20 protein-coding genes are annotated in these 23,280 nt (G+C 62.9%); 7 read left to right on the top strand and 13 right to left on the bottom strand.

Features of this window, described 5'->3' with window-relative positions:
- Nucleotides 1-28: 28 nt before the first annotated feature.
- The 11 genes from tkt to PSV05_RS09390 all read right to left on the bottom strand — a co-directional run bounded on the left by tkt (nucleotide 29) and on the right by PSV05_RS09390 (nucleotide 14,839).
- Nucleotides 29-2,116 carry a transketolase gene (gene tkt / locus PSV05_RS09440; protein WP_300064399.1) on the bottom strand — a complete coding sequence of 696 codons (2,088 nt, stop codon included), beginning with the start codon at nucleotides 2,114-2,116 and terminating at the stop codon, nucleotides 29-31.
- 42 nt (nucleotides 2,117-2,158) lie between these two features.
- Nucleotides 2,159-3,826 (bottom strand): phosphoglucomutase (alpha-D-glucose-1,6-bisphosphate-dependent), encoded by a 1,668-nt coding sequence (gene pgm / locus PSV05_RS09435; protein WP_300064397.1) that lies wholly within the window; start codon nucleotides 3,824-3,826, stop codon nucleotides 2,159-2,161.
- Nucleotides 3,826-5,508: a glucose-6-phosphate isomerase gene (gene pgi, locus PSV05_RS09430; protein ID WP_300064395.1), complete on the bottom strand. Its 1,683-nt coding sequence runs from the start codon at nucleotides 5,506-5,508 to the stop codon at nucleotides 3,826-3,828. Before pgi ends, pgm begins: the two co-directional genes overlap by 1 nt.
- A gap of 12 nt (nucleotides 5,509-5,520) precedes the next feature.
- Nucleotides 5,521-6,609: a transaldolase gene (gene tal / locus PSV05_RS09425; protein ID WP_300064393.1), complete on the bottom strand. Its 1,089-nt coding sequence runs from the start codon at nucleotides 6,607-6,609 to the stop codon at nucleotides 5,521-5,523.
- Complete coding sequence (locus PSV05_RS09420) at nucleotides 6,606-7,334, bottom strand: HAD family hydrolase (protein WP_300064391.1); 729 nt, start codon at nucleotides 7,332-7,334, stop codon at nucleotides 6,606-6,608. The genes tal and PSV05_RS09420 overlap by 4 nt, the downstream gene beginning before the upstream one ends.
- Entirely contained in the window at nucleotides 7,328-8,716 is a 1,389-nt protein-coding gene (gene zwf, locus PSV05_RS09415) for a glucose-6-phosphate dehydrogenase (RefSeq protein WP_300064389.1), read from the bottom strand. Before zwf ends, PSV05_RS09420 begins: the two co-directional genes overlap by 7 nt.
- A gap of 113 nt (nucleotides 8,717-8,829) precedes the next feature.
- Nucleotides 8,830-9,222, bottom strand: a complete 393-nt coding sequence (locus PSV05_RS09410; RefSeq protein ID WP_300064387.1) for a CrcB family protein — start codon at nucleotides 9,220-9,222, stop codon at nucleotides 8,830-8,832.
- Complete coding sequence (locus PSV05_RS09405) at nucleotides 9,219-10,595, bottom strand: replication-associated recombination protein A (protein WP_300064386.1); 1,377 nt, start codon at nucleotides 10,593-10,595, stop codon at nucleotides 9,219-9,221. Before PSV05_RS09405 ends, PSV05_RS09410 begins: the two co-directional genes overlap by 4 nt.
- Nucleotides 10,596-10,640: 45 nt before the next feature.
- Complete coding sequence (gene lolA, locus PSV05_RS09400) at nucleotides 10,641-11,258, bottom strand: outer membrane lipoprotein chaperone LolA (RefSeq protein WP_300065458.1); 618 nt, start codon at nucleotides 11,256-11,258, stop codon at nucleotides 10,641-10,643.
- An 89-nt stretch (nucleotides 11,259-11,347) separates the two neighbouring features.
- Nucleotides 11,348-13,702, bottom strand: a complete 2,355-nt coding sequence (locus tag PSV05_RS09395) for a DNA translocase FtsK (RefSeq protein WP_300065456.1) — start codon at nucleotides 13,700-13,702, stop codon at nucleotides 11,348-11,350.
- Between the two features lie 69 nt (nucleotides 13,703-13,771).
- A complete protein-coding gene (locus PSV05_RS09390) occupies nucleotides 13,772-14,839 on the bottom strand; it encodes an alanine dehydrogenase (protein WP_300064385.1) in 1,068 nt (355 codons plus the stop codon).
- A 176-nt stretch (nucleotides 14,840-15,015) separates the two neighbouring features.
- On the opposite strand from PSV05_RS09390, the gene trxB reads away from it, so the two are divergent.
- From trxB to infA, 4 genes are all read left to right on the top strand, one after another.
- Nucleotides 15,016-15,969, top strand: a complete 954-nt coding sequence (gene trxB, locus PSV05_RS09385; protein ID WP_300064384.1) for a thioredoxin-disulfide reductase — start codon at nucleotides 15,016-15,018, stop codon at nucleotides 15,967-15,969.
- Nucleotides 15,966-17,102, top strand: coding sequence for a GNAT family N-acetyltransferase (locus tag PSV05_RS09380; RefSeq protein WP_300065454.1), 1,137 nt, complete (start codon nucleotides 15,966-15,968; stop codon nucleotides 17,100-17,102). The genes trxB and PSV05_RS09380 overlap by 4 nt, the downstream gene beginning before the upstream one ends.
- Entirely contained in the window at nucleotides 17,099-17,860 is a 762-nt protein-coding gene (aat, locus tag PSV05_RS09375; protein ID WP_300064382.1) for a leucyl/phenylalanyl-tRNA--protein transferase, read from the top strand. The genes PSV05_RS09380 and aat overlap by 4 nt, the downstream gene beginning before the upstream one ends.
- An 88-nt stretch (nucleotides 17,861-17,948) precedes the next feature.
- A complete protein-coding gene (infA, locus tag PSV05_RS09370) occupies nucleotides 17,949-18,167 on the top strand; it encodes a translation initiation factor IF-1 (protein ID WP_300064380.1) in 219 nt (72 codons plus the stop codon).
- 80 nt (nucleotides 18,168-18,247) lie between these two features.
- On the opposite strand, the gene clpA is transcribed toward infA, so the two are convergent.
- Both clpA and clpS read right to left on the bottom strand, forming a co-directional pair.
- Nucleotides 18,248-20,530 (bottom strand): ATP-dependent Clp protease ATP-binding subunit ClpA, encoded by a 2,283-nt coding sequence (gene clpA / locus PSV05_RS09365; RefSeq protein WP_300064379.1) that lies wholly within the window; start codon nucleotides 20,528-20,530, stop codon nucleotides 18,248-18,250.
- A gap of 68 nt (nucleotides 20,531-20,598) precedes the next feature.
- A complete protein-coding gene (gene clpS / locus PSV05_RS09360) occupies nucleotides 20,599-20,928 on the bottom strand; it encodes an ATP-dependent Clp protease adapter ClpS (RefSeq protein WP_300064377.1) in 330 nt (109 codons plus the stop codon).
- A 114-nt stretch (nucleotides 20,929-21,042) separates the two neighbouring features.
- On the opposite strand from clpS, the gene PSV05_RS09355 reads away from it, so the two are divergent.
- Genes PSV05_RS09355 through hflD form a run of 3 tightly spaced genes read left to right on the top strand, consistent with a single transcriptional unit; the run spans nucleotide 21,043 to nucleotide 23,269 of the window.
- Nucleotides 21,043-21,522, top strand: a complete 480-nt coding sequence (locus PSV05_RS09355) for an NUDIX hydrolase (RefSeq protein WP_300064375.1) — start codon at nucleotides 21,043-21,045, stop codon at nucleotides 21,520-21,522.
- A complete protein-coding gene (gene mnmA / locus PSV05_RS09350; RefSeq protein ID WP_300064373.1) occupies nucleotides 21,519-22,646 on the top strand; it encodes a tRNA 2-thiouridine(34) synthase MnmA in 1,128 nt (375 codons plus the stop codon). The genes PSV05_RS09355 and mnmA overlap by 4 nt, the downstream gene beginning before the upstream one ends.
- Before the next feature lie 11 nt (nucleotides 22,647-22,657).
- The gene (gene hflD, locus PSV05_RS09345) at nucleotides 22,658-23,269 is read left to right on the top strand and encodes a high frequency lysogenization protein HflD (protein ID WP_300065452.1); all 612 of its coding nucleotides are present in this window, start codon (nucleotides 22,658-22,660) and stop codon (nucleotides 23,267-23,269) included.
- Nucleotides 23,270-23,280 lie beyond the last annotated feature (11 nt).

Genomic DNA, 23,280 nt, shown 5'->3' with positions numbered 1-23,280 from the left:
CGCCGCATTTTAGCGCGGCTGGGCAACCTCAGGATGCCTGTTTGTCGCCAAGCAACCCACGCGCGAGCGCACAGACGTTGTCGACGCTGAAGCCGTAGCGCTCCATCACCTCGCTGCCGGGCGCCGATGCGCCGAAGCGATCGACGCCGAGGACGCAGCCGCCATCGCCGACATAGCGATGCCAACCCTGCGACGAGCCCGCTTCCACCGCCAGTCTGGCGTGCACGCCCGGCGGAAATACAGTGTCCCGGTAGTTGCGTGGCTGCTGGTCGAACAACTCCCAGCTCGGCATCGAGACGGCGCGTGCGGCGATACCCTCGGCTTGAAGCTTTTCGACGGCCTCCAGCACCAGGCCGGTCTCGGCGCCAGTGCCTATCAGGACAACGTCGGGCTTGCCGTCGGCGACATCAAGCAGGACATATGCGCCCTTGCGCAGTCCGTCGGCCGGTGCGTATTTGCCGCGGTCCAGGGTCGACACCTTTTGCCTCGACAGCACCAGCGCCACCGGCCGGTCAGCCGCTTCCAGCGCGACTCGCCAGGCGACCGCGGTTTCGTTCGCATCTGCAGGCCGGATCACCAGCAGGTTCGGCACCGAACGCAGGCCGGCAAGCTGCTCCACCGGCTGGTGGGTCGGCCCGTCCTCGCCCAGCGCGATGCTGTCATGAGTGAACACATGGACCACGTGCAGCCGCATCAGCGCCGCCAGCCGGATCGGTGGGCGCATGTAGTCGGAGAAGATCAGGAAGGTCGCGTCGTAAGGAATGATGCCGCCATGGGCAGCCATGCCGTTGCAGATCGCGCCCATCGCGTGCTCGCGCACGCCGAAATGCAGGTTGCGCCCCGCGTAGCTCCAGCCACCGCCATCGGAGCCCTGCTGGTCGTCGCCCGACGTGGCACGCGGATCGAAGTCGCCAAGCCCCTTGATCGCCGTATAGGTGGATGGATCGAGATCGGCGGAGCCGCCGGTCAGCGCGGGTAGCTTCAGTGCGATCGCTGACAGCACCTTGCCGCCAGCCTCGCGCGTTGCCATGCCCTTGGCGTCAGCGGGAAACTCCGGCACCTCCGCATCCCAGCCACGCGGCAGCTTGGACTCGAGGCTGTTGCGCAGTTCGGCAGCGAGGTCAGGACTTGCCTTGGCGTAGGCGTCGAAGCGCACCTGCCATGCATTTCTCGCCTGCTTGCCGCGCTCCAACGCAGCACGGAAGTGCGCCATGGCGTCGTCGGGCATCAGGAACGGTGGCTGCTCCGGCCAGCCGAGCTCGCGCTTGGTGGCTGCCACGTCCGCGTCGCCCAACGGCGAGCCGTGCGATTTGAAACTGTCCTGTTCGGGCGAGCCGTAGCCGATGTGCGTACGTATCAACACCAGCGATGGCCGCGCGACCTCATCGCGCGCGCGCTGCAGGGCCGCCTGGATCGCCGCCACGTCGTTGCCATCGTCCACGGTCTGGATGTGCCAGCCGTAGGCGGCAAACCGCGCGGCGCGGTCCTCGGTGAATGTGATGTCGGTGCCGGCCGACAGGGTCACGCTGTTGTCGTCGTACAGCACGTTGAGCTTGCCCAGCTGCAGGTGACCGGCCAGCGAGGCCGCTTCCGAAGCGACACCTTCCATCAGGTCGCCGTCGCTGGCGATCACCCACGTGTGGTGGTCGATGACCGCGTGATCATCGCGGTTGTAGCGCGCGGCGAGTTGCGCCTCGGCCATCGCCATGCCCACCGCATTCGCCAGCCCCTGCCCCAGCGGCCCGGTAGTGACCTCTACGCCGGGCGTGTGGCCGCGCTCGGGATGTCCAGGTGCCTTGCTGCCCCACTGGCGGAACTGCTTGATGTCTTCCAGCGACAGGTCATAGCCGGTGACGTGCAGCAGGCTGTAAAGCAGAGCCGAGCCATGCCCGGCGGACAGCACGAAGCGGTCCCGGTCCGGCCATTGCGGATCGGCAGGATCGTGCTTGAGGAAGTGCTGCCATAACACGTAGGCCATCGGCGCTGCGCCGAGCGGCAGCCCGGGATGGCCGCTGTCGGCCTTCTGCACCATGTCTACGGAGAGGAAGCGCAGCGTGTCGATGCAGCGCTGGTCGAGGGAACCGGCAATGAAGCCGGATTGCGTGGTGAATGACATGCTGTCCTCCTTACGTGGCAAAGCGTCGTGTCCGCGGATGGATCAGGACGCCTCGTGGTTCGGGGCCTGCGCCAACGCGGCATCGACGATGCCCTGCGCCTCGGTGAGGATGGCCCGCAGGTGTTCGCGGCTTTCGAAACTCTCGCCGTAGATCTTGTAGATGTCCTCGGTGCCCGACGGACGCGCGGCGAACCAGCCATTGTCCGCAACCACCTTGATGCCGCCGATGGACGCGTTATTGCCCGGCGCCTTGTCCAGCACCTTGCTGATCACCGCGCCCGCAAGTTTGTCGGCCTTGATCTGGTCGGGCGAGAGTTTGGCCAGCACCTGCTTCTGCTGCGGGCTTGCGGGCGCTTCGACGCGGTCGAGGAACACTTCACCGAAAGCATCGCACAGGCCGCGGTAGTGTTCGGCCGGGTCATGGCCATGACGCGCGGTGAGCTCGGCGGCAAACAGCGCCGGCACGAGGCCGTCCTTGTCTGTCGTCCACACCGTGCCGTCGCGGCGCAGGAAACTCGCGCCCGCACTCTCCTCGCCACCGAAGCCGAGGGATCCGTCGAACAGTCCGTCCGCGAACCACTTGAAACCCACCGGCGTCTCGTAGAGTTTGCGGCCAAGCCGCTTGGCCACGCGGTCGATCATGCTGCTGCTGACCACGGTCTTGCCCACCGCCGCTTTCGCGTTCCACTGCGGGCGGTTGTTGAACAGGTCGTCGATCATGGCGGCCAGATAGTGGTTCGACGGCAACAGGCCGGCCTTGGTCACCACGCCGTGTCGGTCGTGGTCGGTGTCGCAGGCAAACGCAACGTCGAAGCGGTCCTTCAGGCCGATCAGCCGCTGCATCGCGTACGACGACGATGGGTCCATGCGGATCTTGCCGTCCCAGTCGAGGGTCATGAAGGCGAATGTCGGATCCACCTGCTCGCTGACCACCTCGAGATTTAGCCGATAGTGTTCGGCGATGCGCGCCCAGTAGTGCACGCCAGCGCCACCGAGCGGGTCCACGCCCATGTGGATCCCGGAGCTGCGAATCAGGTCGAAATCCAGCACGTTGCCGAGATCGGCGATGTAATGGCCGAGGAAATCGTGCTCGCGTGTGGTGGCAGCGCTGCGTGCCCGTTGCAGTGGGACGCGCGATACGCCATCGAGGTGCGCTTCGAGGAGCACGTTGGCGCGGTCCTGTACCTGGCGGGTGATCGCGGTGTCCGCCGGGCCACCGTTGACCGGGTTGTACTTGAAGCCGCCGTTATCGGGCGGGTTGTGCGAGGGCGTCACCACAATGCCATCGGCGAGTCCGGATGTTCGGCCCTGGTTGTAGACCAGGATCCCGTGCGAGACCGCGGGTGTCGGCGTGTATTCGTCACCAATGGCAATCCGCACCTCGACACCGTTGGCCGCCAGTACTTCCAGCGCGCTGTCGCGAGCGGGGCCGGAGAGCGCATGTGTATCGATGCCGAGGAAAAGCGGGCCATCGATCCCTTGCGCCTTGCGGTATTCGCAGATCGCCTGGGTGATCGCAAGGACATGGTGTTCGTTGAAACTGCCGTCGAATGAACTGCCGCGGTGGCCCGAGGTTCCGAACGCCACGCGTTGCACCGGGACCGAGGGATCCGGCTTGATGTCGAAGTAGGCGGCGACCAGCTTGTCGACGTCGACAAGCTGTGCGGCCTGCGCAGGCTTGCCTGCCAGAGGACTGACCTGGGTTGCCATCAGGAGGCGTCCCTTTGTTGGCGATAGCGGCGAATCAGGGCGTTGGTGGAGCTGTCGTGCCGCAGGTCCGGCTGGCTTTTTGCCTCAAGTTCGCTCGCAGTCTGCTTCGCCAGCACCTTGCCGAGTTCCACGCCCCACTGATCGAAGGAATCGATGTTCCAGATCACGCCCTGCACGAACACGGCGTGCTCGTACAGCGCGACCAATGCACCCAGCGTGCGCGGATCCAGGCGTTGCGAGAGGATCGTGCTGCTCGGGTGATTTCCCTCGAAGGTCTTGTGTGGAACCAGCGTCTCGGCCACGCCTTCCGCGCGTACGTCGTCTTCGGTCTTGCCGAATGCCAGCGCTTCGCCCTGCGCGAACAGGTTGGCCATCAGCAGGTCGTGCTGTTCGTGCAGCGGACTGAGTGGCTCGCAGAAGCCGATGAAATCACACGGCACCAGCCGCGTGCCCTGGTGGATCAGCTGGTAGAACGAATGCTGACCATTGGTTCCCGGCTCGCCCCAATACACAGGTCCGGTCTGGTAATCCACGCGCTGGCCATCCAGGGTCACCGACTTGCCATTACTCTCCATCGTCAGCTGCTGCAGGTAGGCCGGGAAGCGCTTCAGATATTGCGCATACGGCAACACGGCTACCGTCTCGGCGCCGAGGAAATTGTTGTTCCACAGCGCAATCAACGCCATCAGCACAGGCAGATTTCGGGCGTGCGGGGTATCTCGGAAATGCGTGTCCATGGCATGGAAGCCGGCGAGCATCTCGCGAAAATGATCCGGGCCGATTGCGATCATCGTCGACAGGCCGATCGCGGAATCCATCGAATAGCGTCCGCCGACCCAATCCCAGAAGCCGAACATGTTGTCGGTGTCGATCCCGAAGTCGCGCACGCCCTCCGCATTGGTGGACACCGCGACGAAATGTTTGGCCACTGCGCCGTCCTTCCCGGCCTGATCGTTGCCATCCTCATCATTGCCAAGCCCACGCAGGCACCATTCACGCGCGGCGTGCGCATTAGTCAGCGTTTCCAGCGTAGTGAAAGTCTTGGAGCAGACGATGAACAGGGTTTCGGCCGCGTCCAGCCCGCGCACGGCTTCGCTGAAGTCGGTGCCGTCGACGTTCGAGACGAAGGCGAAGTGCAGGTCACGTGCGCTGAATGCACGCAGCGCCTCGTACGCCATCACCGGGCCGAGGTCGGATCCGCCAATACCAATACTGACCACGTTGCGGATGCGCTTGCCGCCATGGCCAGTCCATTGCCCATTGCGAACGCGGTCAGCGAACGCGGCCATGCGCTCGAGTACCGCGTGCACCTGCGTCACGACATCGACGCCGTCGACCTCCAGCTGCGAATCCTTCGGCATCCGCAGCGCGACGTGCAGGGCCGGGCGGTCTTCGGTGCGATTGATGTGGGCACCGGCGAACATCGCTGCCGTGCGTTCGCGCAGACTGCAGGCGTCGGCCAGTTCGAGCAGCAGGCGCAGCGTGTCGTCGTCGACGCGCTGCTTGGAGTAATCCAGGTACAGGCCCGCGCCTTCCGCATGCAGCCTCTGGCCGCGCTCGGGATCCTCGGCAAACAGTTCACGAAGCTGGCGTGCAGCGAACGCGCTGGCATGCGCTGTCAGTGCCTGCCACTGCGGGCGTTGGGTCAGCGGGATCTGACCATCTGAAGGTGATGTATGCATGGCGCTCTGCCCTTAGTTGCCTGCGTCCGCGAGCGCCTTCGCCTTGTCGGCGATGCGCTGCATCAGCTTTTCCCATGACTTCACGAAGGCGTCGGCGCCGTCGCGCTGCAGCTTCTCCGCCAGGGCATCGACATCGACACCAGCCACACCGATCTTCTCAAGCGTGGCCGCGAAGTCGCCGCCGTCGTCGGCCAGCGGACCGTCGACCTTGCCGTGGTCGGCGAACGCGCGCAGGGTCTTTTCCGGAATGGTGTTGACCGTATCCGGCGCGGCCAGTGCTTCGAGATACAGCGTGTCGGGTGCAGCGGGATCCTTGGTGCCGGTGCTGGCCCATAGCAGACGCTGTGGGCGTGCCCCGGCGGCCGCCAGCTGCTTCCAACGATCCGATGCCAGCAGTTCACGGTAGGCGCTGTAGGTCTGCTGGGCAACGGCAATCCCGAGGCGATTGTGCAGCTCGACCGGCAAGGTATCGGCGGATGCCTTGTCCCAGCGGCTGACGAACAATGACGCCACCGATTCCACCGACGGGTTACGCCCGGCGGCGATGCGTCGTTCGATCCCGCGCAAGTAAGCATGTGCAGCAGCGACATACTGCGAGGCTGAGAACAGCAGGGTTACGTTGATCGGCACGCCGTTGAAGATCGATTCCTCGATCGCGGGAACGCCTTCCGGGGTGCCGGGGATCTTGATGTACAGGTTCTCGCGCCCGGCCTGTTGGTGGATGCGACTGGCGGCCTCGATGCTGCCTGCGGTATCGGCGGCCAGCAGCGGCGAAACCTCCATCGATACCCAGCCGTCGACCCCGCCAGTTGCCTCGAACACGGGTCGAAACAGGTCTGCCGCGCGGCGCAGATCCTCGAGCGCGAGTTCGATGAACAGCGCTTCGTCGCGTTTGCCGGCTGCAGATTTCTCGCGGATGCCAGCATCGTAAGCGCTGCTGTTGCCGATCGCCTGATCGAAGATTGTCGGGTTGGAGGTCAGCCCGGTGATCGCGAAGTCGTTGATGTAGCGCTGCAGCATGCCGTTGTCGAGGATCTCGCGGGTGATGTTGTCCAGCCACAGGCTCTGGCCGAGTTTGCGCAGCGATTGAAGGTGGTTCATGTCGATTCCTGTGCTGTCGTTACGGGGGCCGGCGTGCCAGAAGCCCGCGGGCTGAATTGTTGCAAGTCGAACGTGGCCAGTTCGCCGATCCGCTCGATGGTCAGGTCGGGCGGTGGCTTGGTCTCAGCAACGTCGGCCTCGGCTGCATAGTGGCCCTGGCGCACGAAGACGGTGGTCAGGCGTTCGCCCATTGCCTGTTTCATCGTCGCCAGCAGTTGCGGCTTGTCATCGACCACCACGTAATGCCGCGCCGGGTAGCGCCGCTGCACCGCGTCGAGCATGTTCTGCTTGTGCAGGTAGATCAGTACCCTGCCCCGCAGTGCCTCCCAAAGCCCGGAGTTCTGCACCTTGCGCGGCTGGAACACCACGTCGCCATCCGACAGGATCACCGGCGTTCCCAGCTCGTGCAGGCGCTCCACGGCCTCCAGCGCGCCCGGATAGACGCGTTCTGCAAAGGGATAGTCGAGCATGAAGCCGGACATCCGCAGCAGGTCCGGATCATCCTCGCGGCCTTCGCGGAACGCTTGCAGCGCGGCCAGGTAGTCGGCATAACCCAGCCGTTCGCGCTCGCGTTCGTAGAGCTGCCAGTACTCCTCGCGAGCCGGCTCGCCGAAGTCGCGCTGCACGCGCGCATCGAGGTCGGTCTTGAAACGGTCGTTGTCGAACAGGGTATTGTCGACATCCAGCAAGAACACGACCTCGGACGCTGGATCTCGCGCTAGCACGGCGTGCTTCCTTCGGGCTGCGGATCATGCCAGTCGGCGTCACCGGCGATAATCGATTCCGCCGCTTGTGGGCCCCAGGTGCCGCATTCGTAGATCTCGGCAGCGGCGTGATCGCTCAGCACCGGATCCACCACGCGCCAAGCCGCTTCCACCGCGTCGTCACTGATGAACAGGCCGGCTTCGCCGCGGATGGCATCGCCCAGCAGGCGTTCGTAGGGCGACTTCTCGTCGATGTGTTGATGTCGCGCGGTCAGCTCCACGTCGTCCCCGATCATCGCATCGCCTGCGCGCTTGACCCGAACGCCAGCGGAAATGATGACCTCCGGGCTTAGGCGCAGGCGAAAATAGTTCGAATGCGCCGGCTGGTTCTCGTCGAAGATCGACATCGGCGGGCATTTCAGGTCAACGACCACCTCAGTGGAGGTGATCGGCAGACACTTGCCAGTGCGGATATAGAACGGAACGCCTGCCCAGCGCCAGGTATCGATATGCAGGCGCAGCGCGGCGAACGTCTCGACGTCCGAATCCTTGGCCACACCGTCTTCGTCGCGATATCCACGGAATTGTCCGCGGACGAGTTCGTCACTGCGCAGCGGCCGCATCGCGCGAAAAAGGCGCAGCTTTTCCATCTGGATCGAGACCGGATCGCTGCCGATCGGTGCGTCCATCGCCAGTAGCGCGACCACTTGCAGCAGGTGGTTCTGGACCACGTCGCGCATGGCGCCGACGCCCTCATAGAAGCCTCCACGGCCTTGGACACCGAAGTTTTCGGCCATCGTGATCTGCACGTTGTCTATGTGTTCGCGGTTCCAGATGGGTTCCAGAAACGCATTGGCGAAGCGGAAATACAGCAGGTTCTGCACCGCTTCCTTGCCCAGGAAATGGTCGATGCGGAAGATCGACGACTCGGGGAATACCTTTTGCAGGATGCCATTGAGCTTGTGTGCCGAAGCGAGGTCGCGCCCAAATGGTTTTTCCAACACTACCCGGGCGCCCTTGGCACATCCGCTGTCGTGTAGCGCCTGGATCACGGTGCCAAACAGGTCAGGAGGGATCGCCAGGTAATGCAGTGGGTGCGCCGCGTCGCCAAGATCCTTGCGCAGCTGCGTAAACGTGGCCGGGTCGGTGTAATCGCCTTCGACGTAGCGCATCTGCGCAGACAGCTTCGAAAACGCGGCCTCATCGAGGCCGCCATGGTGCTCGAGGCTGTCACGGGCGCGTTCGCGCAATTGCTCAAGCGACCAGCCCGCGTGAGCCACGCCGATCACCGGCATGTCCAGCCTGCCGCGCGCGACCAGTGCCTGCAGCGCAGGAAAGATTTTCTTGTACGCAAGGTCGCCAGTGGCGCCGAAGAACACGAATGCGTCGGAAACGTGGTTCACGCGGGATCCAGTTCGGGAGTAGTACTGGACAATGCTAGCGACGGGCGAGTTAATTTCGAGTCATCGCCGGGATGCTTCGGCGTCCCGAAAGCGCCAGCCATGGCGCTGGCCGGTTATCCGCGCAGGACAGTCGCTAAACGCGCCCCGAGCCATACCAGCGCTAATCCCCCAATCAACGTGCCACCCAGGTAACCAAACATCAGTCCCGCGCGTTGGGACTTGGTGAACAGAAGGCATTCCAGCATCAGTGCTGAATACGTGGTCAATGCACCCAGCATCCCGACGATCAGGAATGCCCGCCAGTACAACGCTTGCGGGCCGCGCCCCTCCAGCCAGATGGCGATGAAGCCTGCGGCAAACGCGCCACCCAGGTTGGCTACCAGTGTTCCCCACGGGATGCTGTCGCCGACATGACGCAACATCGCGCCGCCCAGCCAGAAGCGGCCTGCGGCGCCAAGCGCACCGCCAAGCATGACCAGCATCAGTTGTTGCCACCAAAGACTCATTGGTCGTTTCCTTGCTTGCCTGATCGCCTGCCTGAATTTTCGCGTGCCTGCTTCCGCGCACTGCGAAGCACATCCAATTTTTCTTTCAGCTTGATCTCCAGTCCGCGTTCTACGGGCTGGTAGTACACGCGTTCGCCCATCGCATCCGGAAACCCGGTCTGGTCCAGCGCGACACCGCCATCGACATCGTGGTCGTACTGGTAATCCTTGCCATGGCCGAGCGACTTCATCAACTTGGTCGGTGCATTGCGGAAATGCAGTGGCACGTCCTGCGTGCCATATGCAGCAACATCCTTGCGTGCGGCGTTCCATGCAGCATAAGCAGCGTTGGATTTGGCAGTGCTGGCCAGGTAAATGGTCAGTTGCGCCAGTGCCAGATCGCCCTCCGGCGAGCCCAGCCGGTCGTAGCTATCCCAGGCATCCACCGCCATCTGCAGCGCGCGCGGATCGGCCAGGCCGATGTCTTCGACAGCCATCCGGGTCAGGCGCCGGGCAAGGTAGGCCGGATCGGCGCCGCCATCCAGCATGCGTGCCAGCCAATACAAGGCGGCATCCGGATTCGAGCTGCGCACGCATTTGTGCAGCGCCGAGATCTGATCGTAAAACTGATCCCCGCCCTTGTCGAAACGGCGGGTGCGATCCGCCAGCACCTGCTGCAGCGTGGCCTCGCCGATCTCACCACCCTCGCCCGCCAGTTCGGCGGCGATCTCCAGCAAGGTCAGTGCGCGCCGCACATCGCCATCGGCTGCATGGGCGATCTGCGCAAGCAAGCCAACGTCGATGCGGATGCCGCGCCCGCCCAGCCCATGTTCGGCATCCTGCAACGCGTGCTTCAATGCGATGACGATGTCGTCGGCGGAAACCGCCTCCAGCACATGCACGCGGCAGCGTGACAGCAGCGCGGAGTTCAGTTCGAAAGACGGGTTTTCGGTCGTGGCACCAACGAAAATGATGCTGCCGCGTTCGATATGCGGCAGGAATGCATCCTGCTGCACCTTGTTGAAGCGATGTACCTCGTCGACGAACAGCACGGTGCGACGGCCTGTATCGTACCTTCGCTGGGCCTCGGCCAATACTTCACGCACCTGCGGCAGGCCGCTGAGGACGGCGGAAATCGCCACGAACTCGGCATCCGCATAGCGTGCAAGCAACAAGGCCAAGGTGGTCTTCCCGCAACCAGGGGGACCCCACAGGATCATCGAATGCATGTGCCCGCCTTCGATGGCGCGGCGCAACGCCGAACCAGACGTGAGCAAGCGTTTCTGCCCCACCATCTCGTCCAGCGTGCGCGGACGCATGCGCTCGGCAAGCGGCCGCAAGGCCTGGTTTGTAGTGTCCGTCGGGTTATCGGGCAAGAGCGACTTGCTGGGCATCCGACATTGTAGGGCGACTTGGAATGGTTGCGGTCCGGTCAGCGCTTAGCCGCCGATCACATCCACACCCTTGGCGGGTACATACACGAACGTGCCCTTGGCGAAGCTGGGATTGCGCTTCCAGTCATCAAACGTGATGCGGGTGCGCTGACCAAGTGCATCCACGTATTCCATCTGCGCAAGCCCGGAATCGTTGAAACCCAGCTTTGCGGATTTGAACGCGGCATCGGTATTGCGCGGGGTCAGCTGCAGCCACTCGATGCCATTGTCCGCGCCCGCGTCCTTGACCACGAAATCGCGATCAAGCTTCGACGGATCCAGCAGGATGGCGAGTGGACTGTTGGCTTCTTCGGCGCCTTGCGGGCGTTTGCTGACTTGCTGCAGGTCGGGATCGTGCACCCATACGGTGCTGCCGTCGGCCACGATCAATTGCGGGTATGGCTTGGTGTATTCCCAGCGGAACAACCGCGGCGCGGAGACTGCCACGCGGCCGCTGGATTGCTCTTTCTGCTTGCCGTTGGTGCCGAACACCTGTTGGGTGAAATGCCCATCCAGGCCCTTCAGGCCCTTGGTGAAGGTGTTGAGGTCATCGCGCGCACCGGCGTTGGCGATACCGAACGTGGTCAGCAGGCCGATGGCGACTGCGTGGGTAAGGACTTTCATGGCTTTGCTCATGGAATGGCTCCCTGCATCATTGCGATGCAGTGTGTCCGAGCCAAGCTGAATGGGCATGTACGCAGGCGCGGGAAAGCTTATGGTCGTGGCGGTGGCGGTGCCAGCACGCTGCGATCACCGTTGTGTTCCGGGGTGCTGACCACGCCAGCCGCTTCCATCGCCTCGACCATGCGCGCCGCACGGTTGTAGCCGATCTTCAGCCGGCGCTGCACGCCGGAAATCGAGGCGCGGCGGGTCTCGGTGACGATCCTCACGGCCTCGTCGTAGAGCGGATCGGATTCGTCTCCGCCCCCGCTGCTCGCCTCCGACAAGCCGGTTGCGCCCACGCTGGTACCGTCGTACATGGTCTGTGAATCTTCCAGCACACCTTCGATGTAATCGGTACCGCCGCCGCTCTGGCGCAGGTGCTGGACCACGCGATGCACTTCCTCGTCGCTGACAAAGGCGCCGTGCACGCGCTCGGGCATGGCGGTGCCCGGTGGCATGTACAACATGTCGCCGTGGCCCAGCAGTGTCTCCGCACCGGACTGGTCGAGGATGGTGCGGCTGTCGATCTTGCTACTGACCTGGAACGCGATGCGGGTCGGGATGTTGGCCTTGATCAACCCGGTGATGACGTCCACCGAGGGTCGCTGGGTGGCCAGGATCAGGTGCATGCCGGCGGCACGTGACTTTTGCGCCAGCCGTGCAATGAGTTCTTCGACCTTCTTGCCGACCACGACCATCATGTCGGCGAATTCATCGATGAAGATGACGATGAACGGCAACGGCTGCAGCGGGCGCGGCGCTTCGTCCAGCTCGGGATTTGGCTTGAACAACGGATCCATCATCGGCTGGCCGGCATCGATCGCGTCGCGCACCTTCTTGTTGAACCCAGCCAGGTTGCGCACGCCAACCGCACTCATCAGCTTGTAACGGCGCTCCATTTCCGCAACGCACCAGCGAAGACCATTCGCGGCTTCCTTCATGTCGGTGACCACCGGCGCCAGCAGGTGCGGGATGCCCTCGTAGACCGAAAGCTCCAGCATTTTCGGGTCGATCATCAGCATCCGCACTTCCTTGGCGGACGCCTTGTACAGCAGGCTCAGGACCATCGCGTTGACCGCGACCGACTTGCCGGAACCCGTGGTGCCGGCGACCAGCAGGTGCGGCATGCGCGAAAGATCCGCCACGGTCGGTCGGCCAGCGATGTCCTTGCCCAGCGCCAGTGTGAGTGGGCTGCTGGACTTGTCGTATTCCTTTGAGCGCAGCAGCTCGCTGAGATAGATCATCTCGCGATGGGTGTTCGGGGTTTCCAGGCCAATCACCGACTTGCCCGGGATCACATCGACCACACGCACCGACTTCACGCTCAGGCCGCGGGCGATGTCCTTGTCCAGCGAACTGATCTGGCTGACTTTTACGCCAGGCGCGGGCTGTACTTCGAAGCGGGTGATCACCGGCCCCGGATACGCGCCGACAACTTCGGCATCGATGCGGAAATCCTTGAGCTTGAATTCGATCTGCCGCGATAGGGTTTCCAGGGTCTCCTCGCTATAACCCTTCGGCTGCGGCTTGGGGTCATCCAGCAAGGCCAATGGCGGAATGCCGGAGCCGTCGCCGACATGGAACAGCGGGATCTGCTGCTCGCGCTTGGCGCGCTCGCTCTTCTCGATGACGGGTGCAGCCGGCGGTTCGATCTTGACTGGCGCGCGCTTGGCACGCAGGCCGGAATCGACCTTGCGCATCTGATCGCGTTCTTCGCGGAAAGCTCGCGCCTCGCTCCATTCGCTGGCCTGCTTGCCGCTACGGCGAAACAATTTTCCCAGCGTGTCTGGCAATGCAAGCGTCCACTGGCCGACGCGGTCCATCACTGCCAGCCAGGACAGGCCAGTCGCCAGCGTGACCGAAATCAGCAACAGGCTGAGCAGGAACAGGTTCGCGCCAAGCGGTCCGAACAACAGGTTCAGCGAATTGCCCACCAGCGTGCCAAGCACGCCGCCACTACCGGACGAAAGCTCGTTGGATCCTGCAATGCGCAGGTTCAATAGTCCGCAGCTGGCAACCAGGAAACCGACGATGCCCACCAGCCGCAATGCCGGTCCCAGATCGACCTCGCCATCGCCGTCGATATCCATGCCGAACAGGGCAATCCAGGCGATCGCACCCAGCACGATGGGCAGCAGGAACGCCACGTATCCGCACAGGAACAACAGGAAACTCGCGATCCATGCGCCGGCGAGACCGCCGATGTTGTGGATTGGCGCCAGCAGGCTGTAATCGCGGTCGTAACCTGGATCCAGCGGGGAATAACTGAACAGGCAGGCAAGCAGATACAGCAACAATGGCGCAATCGCGATCAACGCGAGATCGCGCCATAGCCGCTGCCTGCGTGGATTCACGGCAGGCTTGGCCTTGTCCTGCCTGGCGGCCGGCTTGCGGCCAGCCTTCACGATGTCGGGCGCGCTGCGTGCCACCTGTGATCAGACCTCAGGAAGTTCCCCTAGACCGTTGATAGTACGTCAAAGTTTCATACCCTGCAGCGCCGGATGGACCAGTTTTCCGGCTTCAACATTGATCCCGCGTAGTAGCGCCTGGTTGTCGCGCCAGTTGCCGGAGGCAAGCTTGTTGACCCACGGAAGGATCGCCGCGCAGATCGCCTGCGAGCTGGTCTGCGGCACCGAACCCGGCATGTTGGTTACGCAAAAATGCGTCACGCCCTCTTCCACGTAGGTCGGGTCCTTCCAGGTGGTCGGACGCGAGGTCTCGAAGCAGCCGCCCTGGTCGATGGAGATGTCTGCCATCACGCTGCCTTCTTCCATCGTTCGCAGCATCTCGCGGGTGACCACGTGCGGCGCGCGCGCGCCGGTCACAAGCACCGCGCCGACCACCAGGTCCGCGTTGGCCAGTTCACGCATGACCACGTCATGGTAGGGATACAGGGCGGTGACGTTCGGACCGAGCCGCATCATTTCGTCCATGCGGTCGGTACGCATCTCGAATACCACCACATTGCAGCCTGCAGCTGCCGCCAGTGCCGCCGATGCACCACCAGCCTTGCCGGCGCCGAACACCACCACCTTGCCGCGCTCGGTCGATGGCAGGCCGCCAAGCAGCTTGCCCTTGCCGCCCTCCGGCATATGCAGCAGCGTGGTTCCGACCTGCACCGCGATCTTGCCGGCGATGATCGACATCGGCGCCAGCAACGGCAGGTCGCCATTGGGCAATTCGACGGTTTCGAACGCGATACCAGTCAAGCCGATATCCAGCAGGCGCTTGGTCAGCGCCGGTTCGGCGGCCAGGTGCAGGTAGCAGAACAACAGGTGATCCTTGCGCAGGAGCGCCAAATCGCCTTCGATCGGTTCCTTGACCTTGACGATCATTTCGCCCTTCTCGTACAGCGCGGCGGCATCCGGCGCGATGTGCACACCAAGCTTGGTGTACTGCTCGTCCTTGAACCCGGACTTGATGCCCGCGCCCTGCTCCACCCACACCTCATGGCCACGCTTGACCAGGTCGCCTGCGGCAGCCGGCACCAGTGCTACACGCCCTTCCAGGGTCTTGGTTTCCTTGGGTACACCGATGCGCATGACGAACTCCTGTTGGGGTTGGGCGCCAGCGTTGCAACCAGACTGTTGCAACGACGCGCCTTGTAAAGGGTCGATGCGGCCGCCAAGCTAGAGGGCACGCAGCGGGTACCGAATATCCGCCAAGAAGCGCGAACACCGCGAATAGCCACGCAATTATAGAGCCTGGACTCCACTCGATGAACCCGACCAAGCACACCCGCCTGTTGATCCTCGGCTCCGGCCCGGCCGGCTGGACCGCCGCGGTTTACGCCGCGCGCGCCAACCTGAAACCGGTGGTGATCACCGGCATGGCCATGGGTGGCCAGCTGATGACAACCACCGAAGTCGACAACTGGCCTGGCGATGCGCACGGCTTGATGGGCCCGGCCTTGATGGAACGCATGCAGGCGCATGCCGAGCGCTTCGAGACCGAAACCGTGTTCGACCACATCCATACCGCCGACCTGTCGCAGCGTCCATTCCGGTTCAAGGGCGATTCCGGCGAATACACCGCCGATGCATTGATCATCGCCACGGGTGCCACCGCCAAGTACCTCGGCATCCCTTCCGAGGAAATGTTCAAGGGCCGTGGCGTGTCTGCCTGCGCAACCTGCGACGGCTTCTTCTACAAGGACCAGGACGTGGCGGTGATCGGCGGTGGCAACACCGCGGTCGAGGAAGCCCTGTACCTGTCCAACATCGCCCGCAAGGTCTACCTGGTCCATCGCCGCGACACCCTGCGCGCGGAGAAAATCATGCAGGACAAGCTGTTCGCCAAGATCGAATCGGGCAAGATCGAACCGGTCTGGCACCACACGGTCGACGAGGTGCTGGGCAACGATGCAGGCGTCACCGGGATGCGGGTCAAGTCGATGCTCGATGGCAGCACCCGCGACATCGCCGTGCATGGCTTCTTCGTGGCGATCGGCCACAGCCCGAACACCCAGTTGTTCGATGGCCAGCTGGCCATGAAGAACGGTTACCTGACGATTCTCACTGGCCTTGAAGGCAATGCGACCCAGACCTCGGTGCCAGGCGTGTTTGCTGCTGGCGATGTCGCCGACCAAGTCTACCGCCAGGCGATCACCTCGGCCGGCTTCGGTTGCATGGCCGCACTGGATGCCGAGAAATTCCTGGAAGACGCCCACTGATGATCCAGGCGCGCATCCATCGCGCGCTGTCCGAAATCAGTCCCGCCGATTGGGATGCGCTGCACGACGGGCGCAATCCATTCGTCGCCCATGCCTTCCTGGCTGGGCTTGAGGCGTCTGGTTGCGTGCGCGCGGAATGGGGCTGGACCCCGCATCACATCTCGCTATGGGATGGCGATGCGCTGGTGGCGGCTGCGCCGGCCTACCTGAAAGCCAATTCGCACGGGGAATTCGTGTTCGACCACGCCTGGTCGCATGCGTACGCGCAGCACGGTTTGGACTATTTCCCCAAGTGGCTGGCTGCAGTGCCCTACTCGCCCGTCACCGGAGCGCGATTGCTCGCCCGCGATGGTGATGTACGCGTTGCATTGGTGCAGGCGATCAGCACGCACATGCGCACCACGGAACTGTCATCGGCACACGTCAATTTCCATACCGAATTGGACGATACCGCCTTCGATACAGACTGGATGTTGCGTGAAGACATCCAGTTCCATTGGCACAACAACGTCGGCTGGAACACGTTCGAGGATTTCCTCGGTGCGATGGACCACAAGCATCGCAAGAACATCCGCCAGGAGCGGCGCAAGATGCGCGATGCCGGCATCCAGTTCCGCATCGTGCATGGCGGTGAAGCGACGGATGATGACCTGGCCGCGATGCATGGTTTCTACCTGCAGACGTTTGCCGAATATGGCAATTCGCCGGCATTGACGCTCGACTTCCTGCGCCACCTGGCCAGCACGATGCCGCGCCAGTTGGTGATGTTCCTGGCCGAGCTGGACGGCGTGCCGATTGCCGGCGCGCTCTGCCTGCGTGGCGGCGACACCCTGTACGGTCGTTACTGGGGTGCATCAGAACTGTTGCCGGGCCTGCATTTCGAGACGTGTTACTACCAAGGCATCGACTACTGCCTGCGCGAAGGACTGACGATGTTCGAGCCTGGTGCTCAAGGTCGGCACAAGATCGCCCGCGGTTTCCTGCCATCGCTGGTGCGCAGCCGGCATCTGCTGGCCGATCCGCGTTTCGCGATGGCGCTCAAGCAATGGTGCGCGGAAGAACGCGACTCGGTTCGCCAGCATCTCCAGCAACTCAGCGCACATTCGCCGTTCCGCATGGTGGATGTGGCGTGAGCCTGCAGCTTCCGCAGTTGCCGCTGGACCCAAACGCAGCATTCCCACCGCCAGGTACTGCACTTGTGGAACCGGATGGCCTGCTCGCATTTGGTGGCGATCTTTCCCCAGAGCGCCTGCTCAACGCTTATAGCAACGGCATCTTTCCCTGGTATTCGGACGACGAACCGATCCTGTGGTGGAGCCCTTCGAGACGCGCGGTGTTCCGCACCGACGCGGTCCGCCTGCCGACGCGGCTGCGCCGCAGCCTGCGCGGTTCGAACTGGATCGTGCGAATGGATACTGCATTCGAAAGGGTCATTGCGGCATGTGCCAGTGCTAGGCGCGCCGGTCAGCGTGGAACCTGGATTACTCCGTCGATGCAAAGCGCTTACATCGCGCTGCATCGGCTTGGACATGCGCACAGCGTCGAGGTATTCGACGGAAGCGTGCCTGGTGGAGGCAGGCTGGTTGGCGGCCTGTACGGCCTCAACGTCGGTCGGATGTTCTGTGGCGAGAGCATGTACTCCGCCGAATCCGGTGCTTCGACGGTCGCGCTGGTAGCACTGGCAAGGCATCTGGATCAGCGCGGATGGCCATTGGTCGATGCGCAGGTACCAAACGACCATACCCGCCGGCTGGGCGTGGAAACCTGGTCACGGGACGATTACATGCAGGCACTGGCCGGGTTACTGGATGCCGATGAGCCACCAGGAAACTGGGCGGCCATATTTCGCGGACAGCCTGTTTCGTTGCTGGCAGCTACGGCCCCGGTTTAACGATTTCTTTGCAAGAGGCCATCCCGCGTGTCAGAATGCTCGGCTTCGGGCCTCGAATCTGGCCCACACTAGCTACACATAGGAACACATGGCGAAAGACGACGTCATCGAATTCGAAGGCACGATCTCCGAGACCCTCCCGAACACCATGTTCCGGGTCAAGTTGGAGAACGGCCATGAGATCATTGCGCACATCTCCGGACGCATGCGCAAGAACTACATCCGTATCCTGACCGGCGACAAGGTCAAGATCGAAATGACACCTTACGACCTCACCAAGGGTCGCATCACCTATCGCATGAAGTGATGGCCTGAAGTAAGCGCGCCGGTGATGTATATGAAAGAGGCGGCCACTGGCCGCCTTTTTCGTTGTTGCCGAAGCAACAGTTATTCAACGACCGCCGGTAGCAGCTTCTCCGGTTCTGCCTGCACATCCAGGCGCAGCTCGCCATCGAGCACGTCCAGGCCGACCCGGCCACCATTCATCAGCTTTCCGAACAGCAGCTCGTCGGCCAACGGGCGCTTGATCTTGTCCTGGATCAGCCGCGCCATCGGGCGAGCACCCATCAGCGGATCGAACCCATGCCGGGCCAACCAGTCGCGCGCTTCCGGGGTGGCCGACAGGCTGACCTGCTTGTCGTGCAGCAGCATTTCGAGTTCGATCAGGAACTTGTCCACCACGCGCAGGATATGCTCGAAGCCCAGCGCCTGGAACTGCACTACCGCATCCAGCCGGTTGCGGAACTCCGGGGTGAAGCCGCGGCGGATCGCTTCCATCGAATCGCTGCTGTGGTCCTGCTTGGTGAAACCAATCGTCCGCCGTGCCGCCTGGGTGGCACCGGCATTGGTGGTCATCACCAGCACCACGTTGCGGAAGTTGGCCTCGCGGCCATTGGTGTCGGTCAGCACACCGCGATCCATGACCTGCAGCAGGATGTTGAAGATGTCCGGATGCGCCTTTTCGATTTCGTCCAGAAGCAACACGCAGTGCGGAGTCTTGACGATCTTCTCGGTCAGCAGGCCGCCCTGGTCGAAGCCGACATAGCCAGGCGGCGCGCCAATCAGGCGGCTGACCGAATGCGACTCCATGTATTCGGACATGTCGAAGCGCACCAGCTCGATGCCGAGCTGCATCGCCAGCTGTTTGGTGACCTCGGTCTTGCCGACACCGGTTGGGCCTGCGAACAGGAAATTGCCGATCGGTTTGTCCGGATTGCCAAGTCCCGAGCGCGCCAGCTTGATCGCTGATGTCAGGCTGCCGATCGCTTCGTCCTGGCCGAAGATCACCATCTTCAGGTTGCGCTCCAGGTGCTGCAGCACATCCTTGTCCGACGAGCTCACTTGCTTGGCCGGGATCCGCGCCATCTTGGCCACGATCGTCTCGATTTCCTCGACATCGATCAGGCTCTTGCGCAACTCCACCGGCATCAGCCGTTGACGTGCACCAGCTTCGTCGATTACGTCGATCGCCTTGTCCGGCAGCAAGCGGTCGCAAATATGCTTGACCGACAGGTCGACCGCGGCCTTGATCGCCTCGTCCGCATAGCTGACGCCGTGATGCTGTTCATAACGTGGTTTCAGGCCATGCAGGATTTCGATGGTCTCGCCGACGGTTGGCTCGACGATGTCGATCTTCTGGAAGCGTCGCGCCAACGCGCGATCCTTTTCGAAGATCCCGCGGTATTCCTGGAACGTGGTGGAACCAATGCAGCGTAGTTCGCCATTGGCCAGCACGGGCTTGATCAGATTGGACGCATCCATGGTGCCGCCGGACGCAGAACCGGCACCAATAATGGTATGGATTTCGTCGATGAACAGGATCGCGTTGGGCAGTTTGTTGAGCGCCACCAGAACGCCCTTCAGTCGTTTCTCGAAATCGCCGCGATACTTGGTGCCGGCAACCAGGGCGCCCAGGTCGAGCGAATAGATCACCGCTTCGCTCAGCACCTCGGGCACGTCGCCATCGACGATGCGTTTGGCCAAGCCCTCGGCCAGCGCAGTCTTGCCGACGCCGGCCTCGCCCACGTACAGCGGATTGTTCTTGCGGCGCCGGCACAGGATCTGGATCGTGCGTTCGACCTCTTCGGCGCGACCGACCAGTGGGTCGATCTTGCCCGCTGCAGCCAGTTCATTGAGGTTGCTGGCGAACTCGGATAGCGCATCGCCCTTGTGTTCGCCCTCCCCGCCTTCGCCTTGCGGCGCGTCGCCAGCGGCAGGCTTCGCCTCGCCCTCTCCATCGTGATGGGCGATGCCGTGCGACATGTAATTGACCACATCAAGCCTGTGCACGTCCTGCTTGTTGAGGAAGTACGTCGCGTGCGAGTCCTTTTCGCCGAAGATCGCCACCAGCACGTTGGCGCCGGTGACCTCCTTCTTGCCGGATGACTGCACGTGATAGACCGCGCGCTGGAGCACGCGCTGGAAACCCAGCGTCGGCTGAGTGTCGCGCCCGTCATCCTCGGCCAACTGGTTGACCGACGCCTGGATGGCTTCCTCGAGCTCATGGCGCAAGCGCGGGAAATCGGCGCCTACAGCCTTGAGCACGGCTTCCGCGGAAGCATTATCGAGCAGCGCCAGCAGCAGGTGTTCAACGGTCATGAATTCGTGGCGCGCGTCACGGGCGCGCTTGTAACACTGGCCGATGCTGTGCTCGAGATCCTTGCTGAACATGGGGGCAAAACCCTCCGTATTGCGACTACTCAGGATGTGGGGTTTTGATGCGCCCCGTACAAGCCCTTCTACGCTTTCTCCATCGTGCACAACAGTGGATGTTGGTTCATCCGTGAATATTCGTTCACTTGCGCCACCTTGGACTCGGCGATTTCACGGGTGAACACACCGCAGACGCCACGCCCACGAGTATGCACATGCAACATGACCTGAGTGGCACGCTCAAGGTCGAGTGCGAAAAAACTGGTCAGTACCTCGATCACGAAGTCCATGGGCGTGTAGTCGTCATTCAACAACATGACCGAATACAGCGGTGGGCGGGCCGTCTCCGGCCGGCTGGGCGCGACGACGACACCGTGATCGTGTCCGTATTGGGGTTTGTCTGGGTCTTGGGGCATGGGGTGATTATAAGGAGGGTTGATACGGATGGCGGCATGCATGGACGCGGCCCATGCCAACGGTGAGAATGTGGGCATGCGCATTGATATCCAAGCCCGCACGGGCGCAGCCACATGACTTATCGCGAAGGTCGTTTCTGGCAACCCGACGTCACCGTGGCGACCATTGTTGTTCGAGATGGTCGCTTGTTGTGCGTGGAGGAGCGCGCCAACAACCAGTTGGTGATCAACCAGCCGGCCGGCCACTTGGAGCCCGACGAAAGCCTGCTACAGGCTGCGGTGCGCGAAACACGGGAGGAAACCGGCTGGATCGTCCGCCCCACCCACTTCATCGGTGCCTACCAATGGAAGGCACCCACGCGCGCCAATGAATACGATGGACGACACTACCTGCGATTCGCCTTCGCCGCTGATGCGCTGGAGGAAATCCCGGAACACCGGCTCGACGAAGGCATCGTCCGCGCCCTGTGGCTGACCCCGGAAGAATTGCAAGCCATGGCGCCACGCCATCGCAGCCCATTGGTCTGGCGCACGGTCGCGGACTATCTGGGTGGCAACCGGCATCCACTCGCGCTGGTGGGTCAGTTGGCATGAGTGCTGGTCACATCGTGATTGGCATGTCGGGTGGCGTGGATTCCTCGGTTGCGGCCCTGCTGCTGCGCGACCAGGGATTCGAGGCAACCGGCCTGTTCATGCAGAACTGGGCGGAAGATGGAAGCGGGGATTGCCGTGCCGAGGACGACCGTCGCGATGCGGTGGCGGTCTGCGGCACGCTGGGACTACCGATCCGGTTCCGTGATTTCTCGCGCGAATACTGGGACGGCGTGTTCACGCACTTCCTGGCCGAATACGCCGCCGGGCGCACACCGAACCCGGACGTGCTGTGCAACCGCGAGATCAAGTTCAAGCATTTCCTGGATGCCGCCCATGAGCTTGGCGCGGACGCGATCGCAACTGGTCATTACGCACGGGTGGACTTCGTGGTTGGATTGCATCGCCTGCTGCGCGCACGCGACCGCGGCAAGGACCAGAGCTATTTCCTGCATCAACTCGGGCAGGCGCAACTGGCGGCAACGCGTTTTCCGCTGGGTGAACTGCACAAGGATGAGGTGCGCCGCTTCGCCATGACGGCTGGCTTGCCCACTGCAGCAAAGAAGGATTCCACCGGTATTTGTTTCATCGGCGAACGCGATTTCCGCAAGTTCCTGTCGCAGTACCTGCCGGCAAAACCCGGCGAAATCCGCGATCCGCAAGGCGTGCCGGTCGGTGAGCACCCTGGCGTTTTTTATTTCACCTTGGGCCAGCGCGAGGGCCTGCACATCGGCGGTGTGCGTGGCCGCGATGACGCGCCCTGGTACGTGGTGGGCAAGGATATCGAGCGCAATATCCTGTACGTCGACCAGGGCCATGACAGCCCGTGGCTGCAGTCCATCAACCTGCAGAGCGAGCCTGCACATTGGATCGCCGGTGTCGCGCCAGCCGCGCAGTTCACATGCACCGCGCAGACTCGCTATCGACAGGCGGACGAAGCCTGCGACGTGCAGGTGCTCGATGACGGTAGCCTGCAAGTGCAATTCGCGTGTCCGCAGCGTGCGGTCACGCCTGGCCAATCACTGGTGCTGTACGACGACGATGTTTGCCTTGGCGGCGCAGTGATCCTGTCCAGCGATGCGCCTGTGGCAGGCTGTGATATCGCAACAAGGAGCCATGCTGCATGAGTCACGCACTATTGAAATCGGGCATCGATGATCGCGTACTGGCATTGGCAGGTGTACTGCAGGCCTTGGCCCAGGTACGCCGGATCGCCGATACCGGCCAATCCGAGGCTGCGCCAGTCGACGTTGCACTGGCCAGCGTGCTGCGTCTCGAGGCCGACACCGCAGAAGCGGTCTATGGCGATGCGCAGGGTTTGCGCCAGGGCCTGCGGCTGCTGCGCGACCATCTGGTCAACAATCCCCGCGACGAGGCGTTGGGCAAGCTGGCGCTGGCGGTGCTGCAACTGGAACGCCGTTTCAGCCGCGACGACGCGATGGCGGCAAAAGTTGGTGCAGGCATTTCAGATGCCGCAGATACTGCCGCCAAGCTCGGCAGCAGCCATCCAGATGTCATCAGCCAACTGGCCGAACTGTATGCCGGCACCATCAGCCAACTGAGTCCGCGGATCATGGTCCAGGGCAATCCGCATTATCTGGGCCAGGCCGGCGTGGTCGCCGAGATCCGGTCCTTGCTGCTTGCCGCATTGCGTTCGGCGGTGCTGTGGCGGCATTCCGGTGGCAGCCTGCTGGACTTCGTGTTCCGCCGTCGCGACATGGCCGCGGTGATCAATGCACGGCTGGGCTGACACCAGTCGCC

The sequence above is a fragment of the Thermomonas sp. genome (genome assembly GCF_029945965.1).
Taxonomy (GTDB): Bacteria; Pseudomonadota; Gammaproteobacteria; order Xanthomonadales; family Xanthomonadaceae; genus Thermomonas.
Note: the sequence above shows the minus strand (reverse complement) of the source record. Positions and strands in the feature narration are given on the sequence as shown.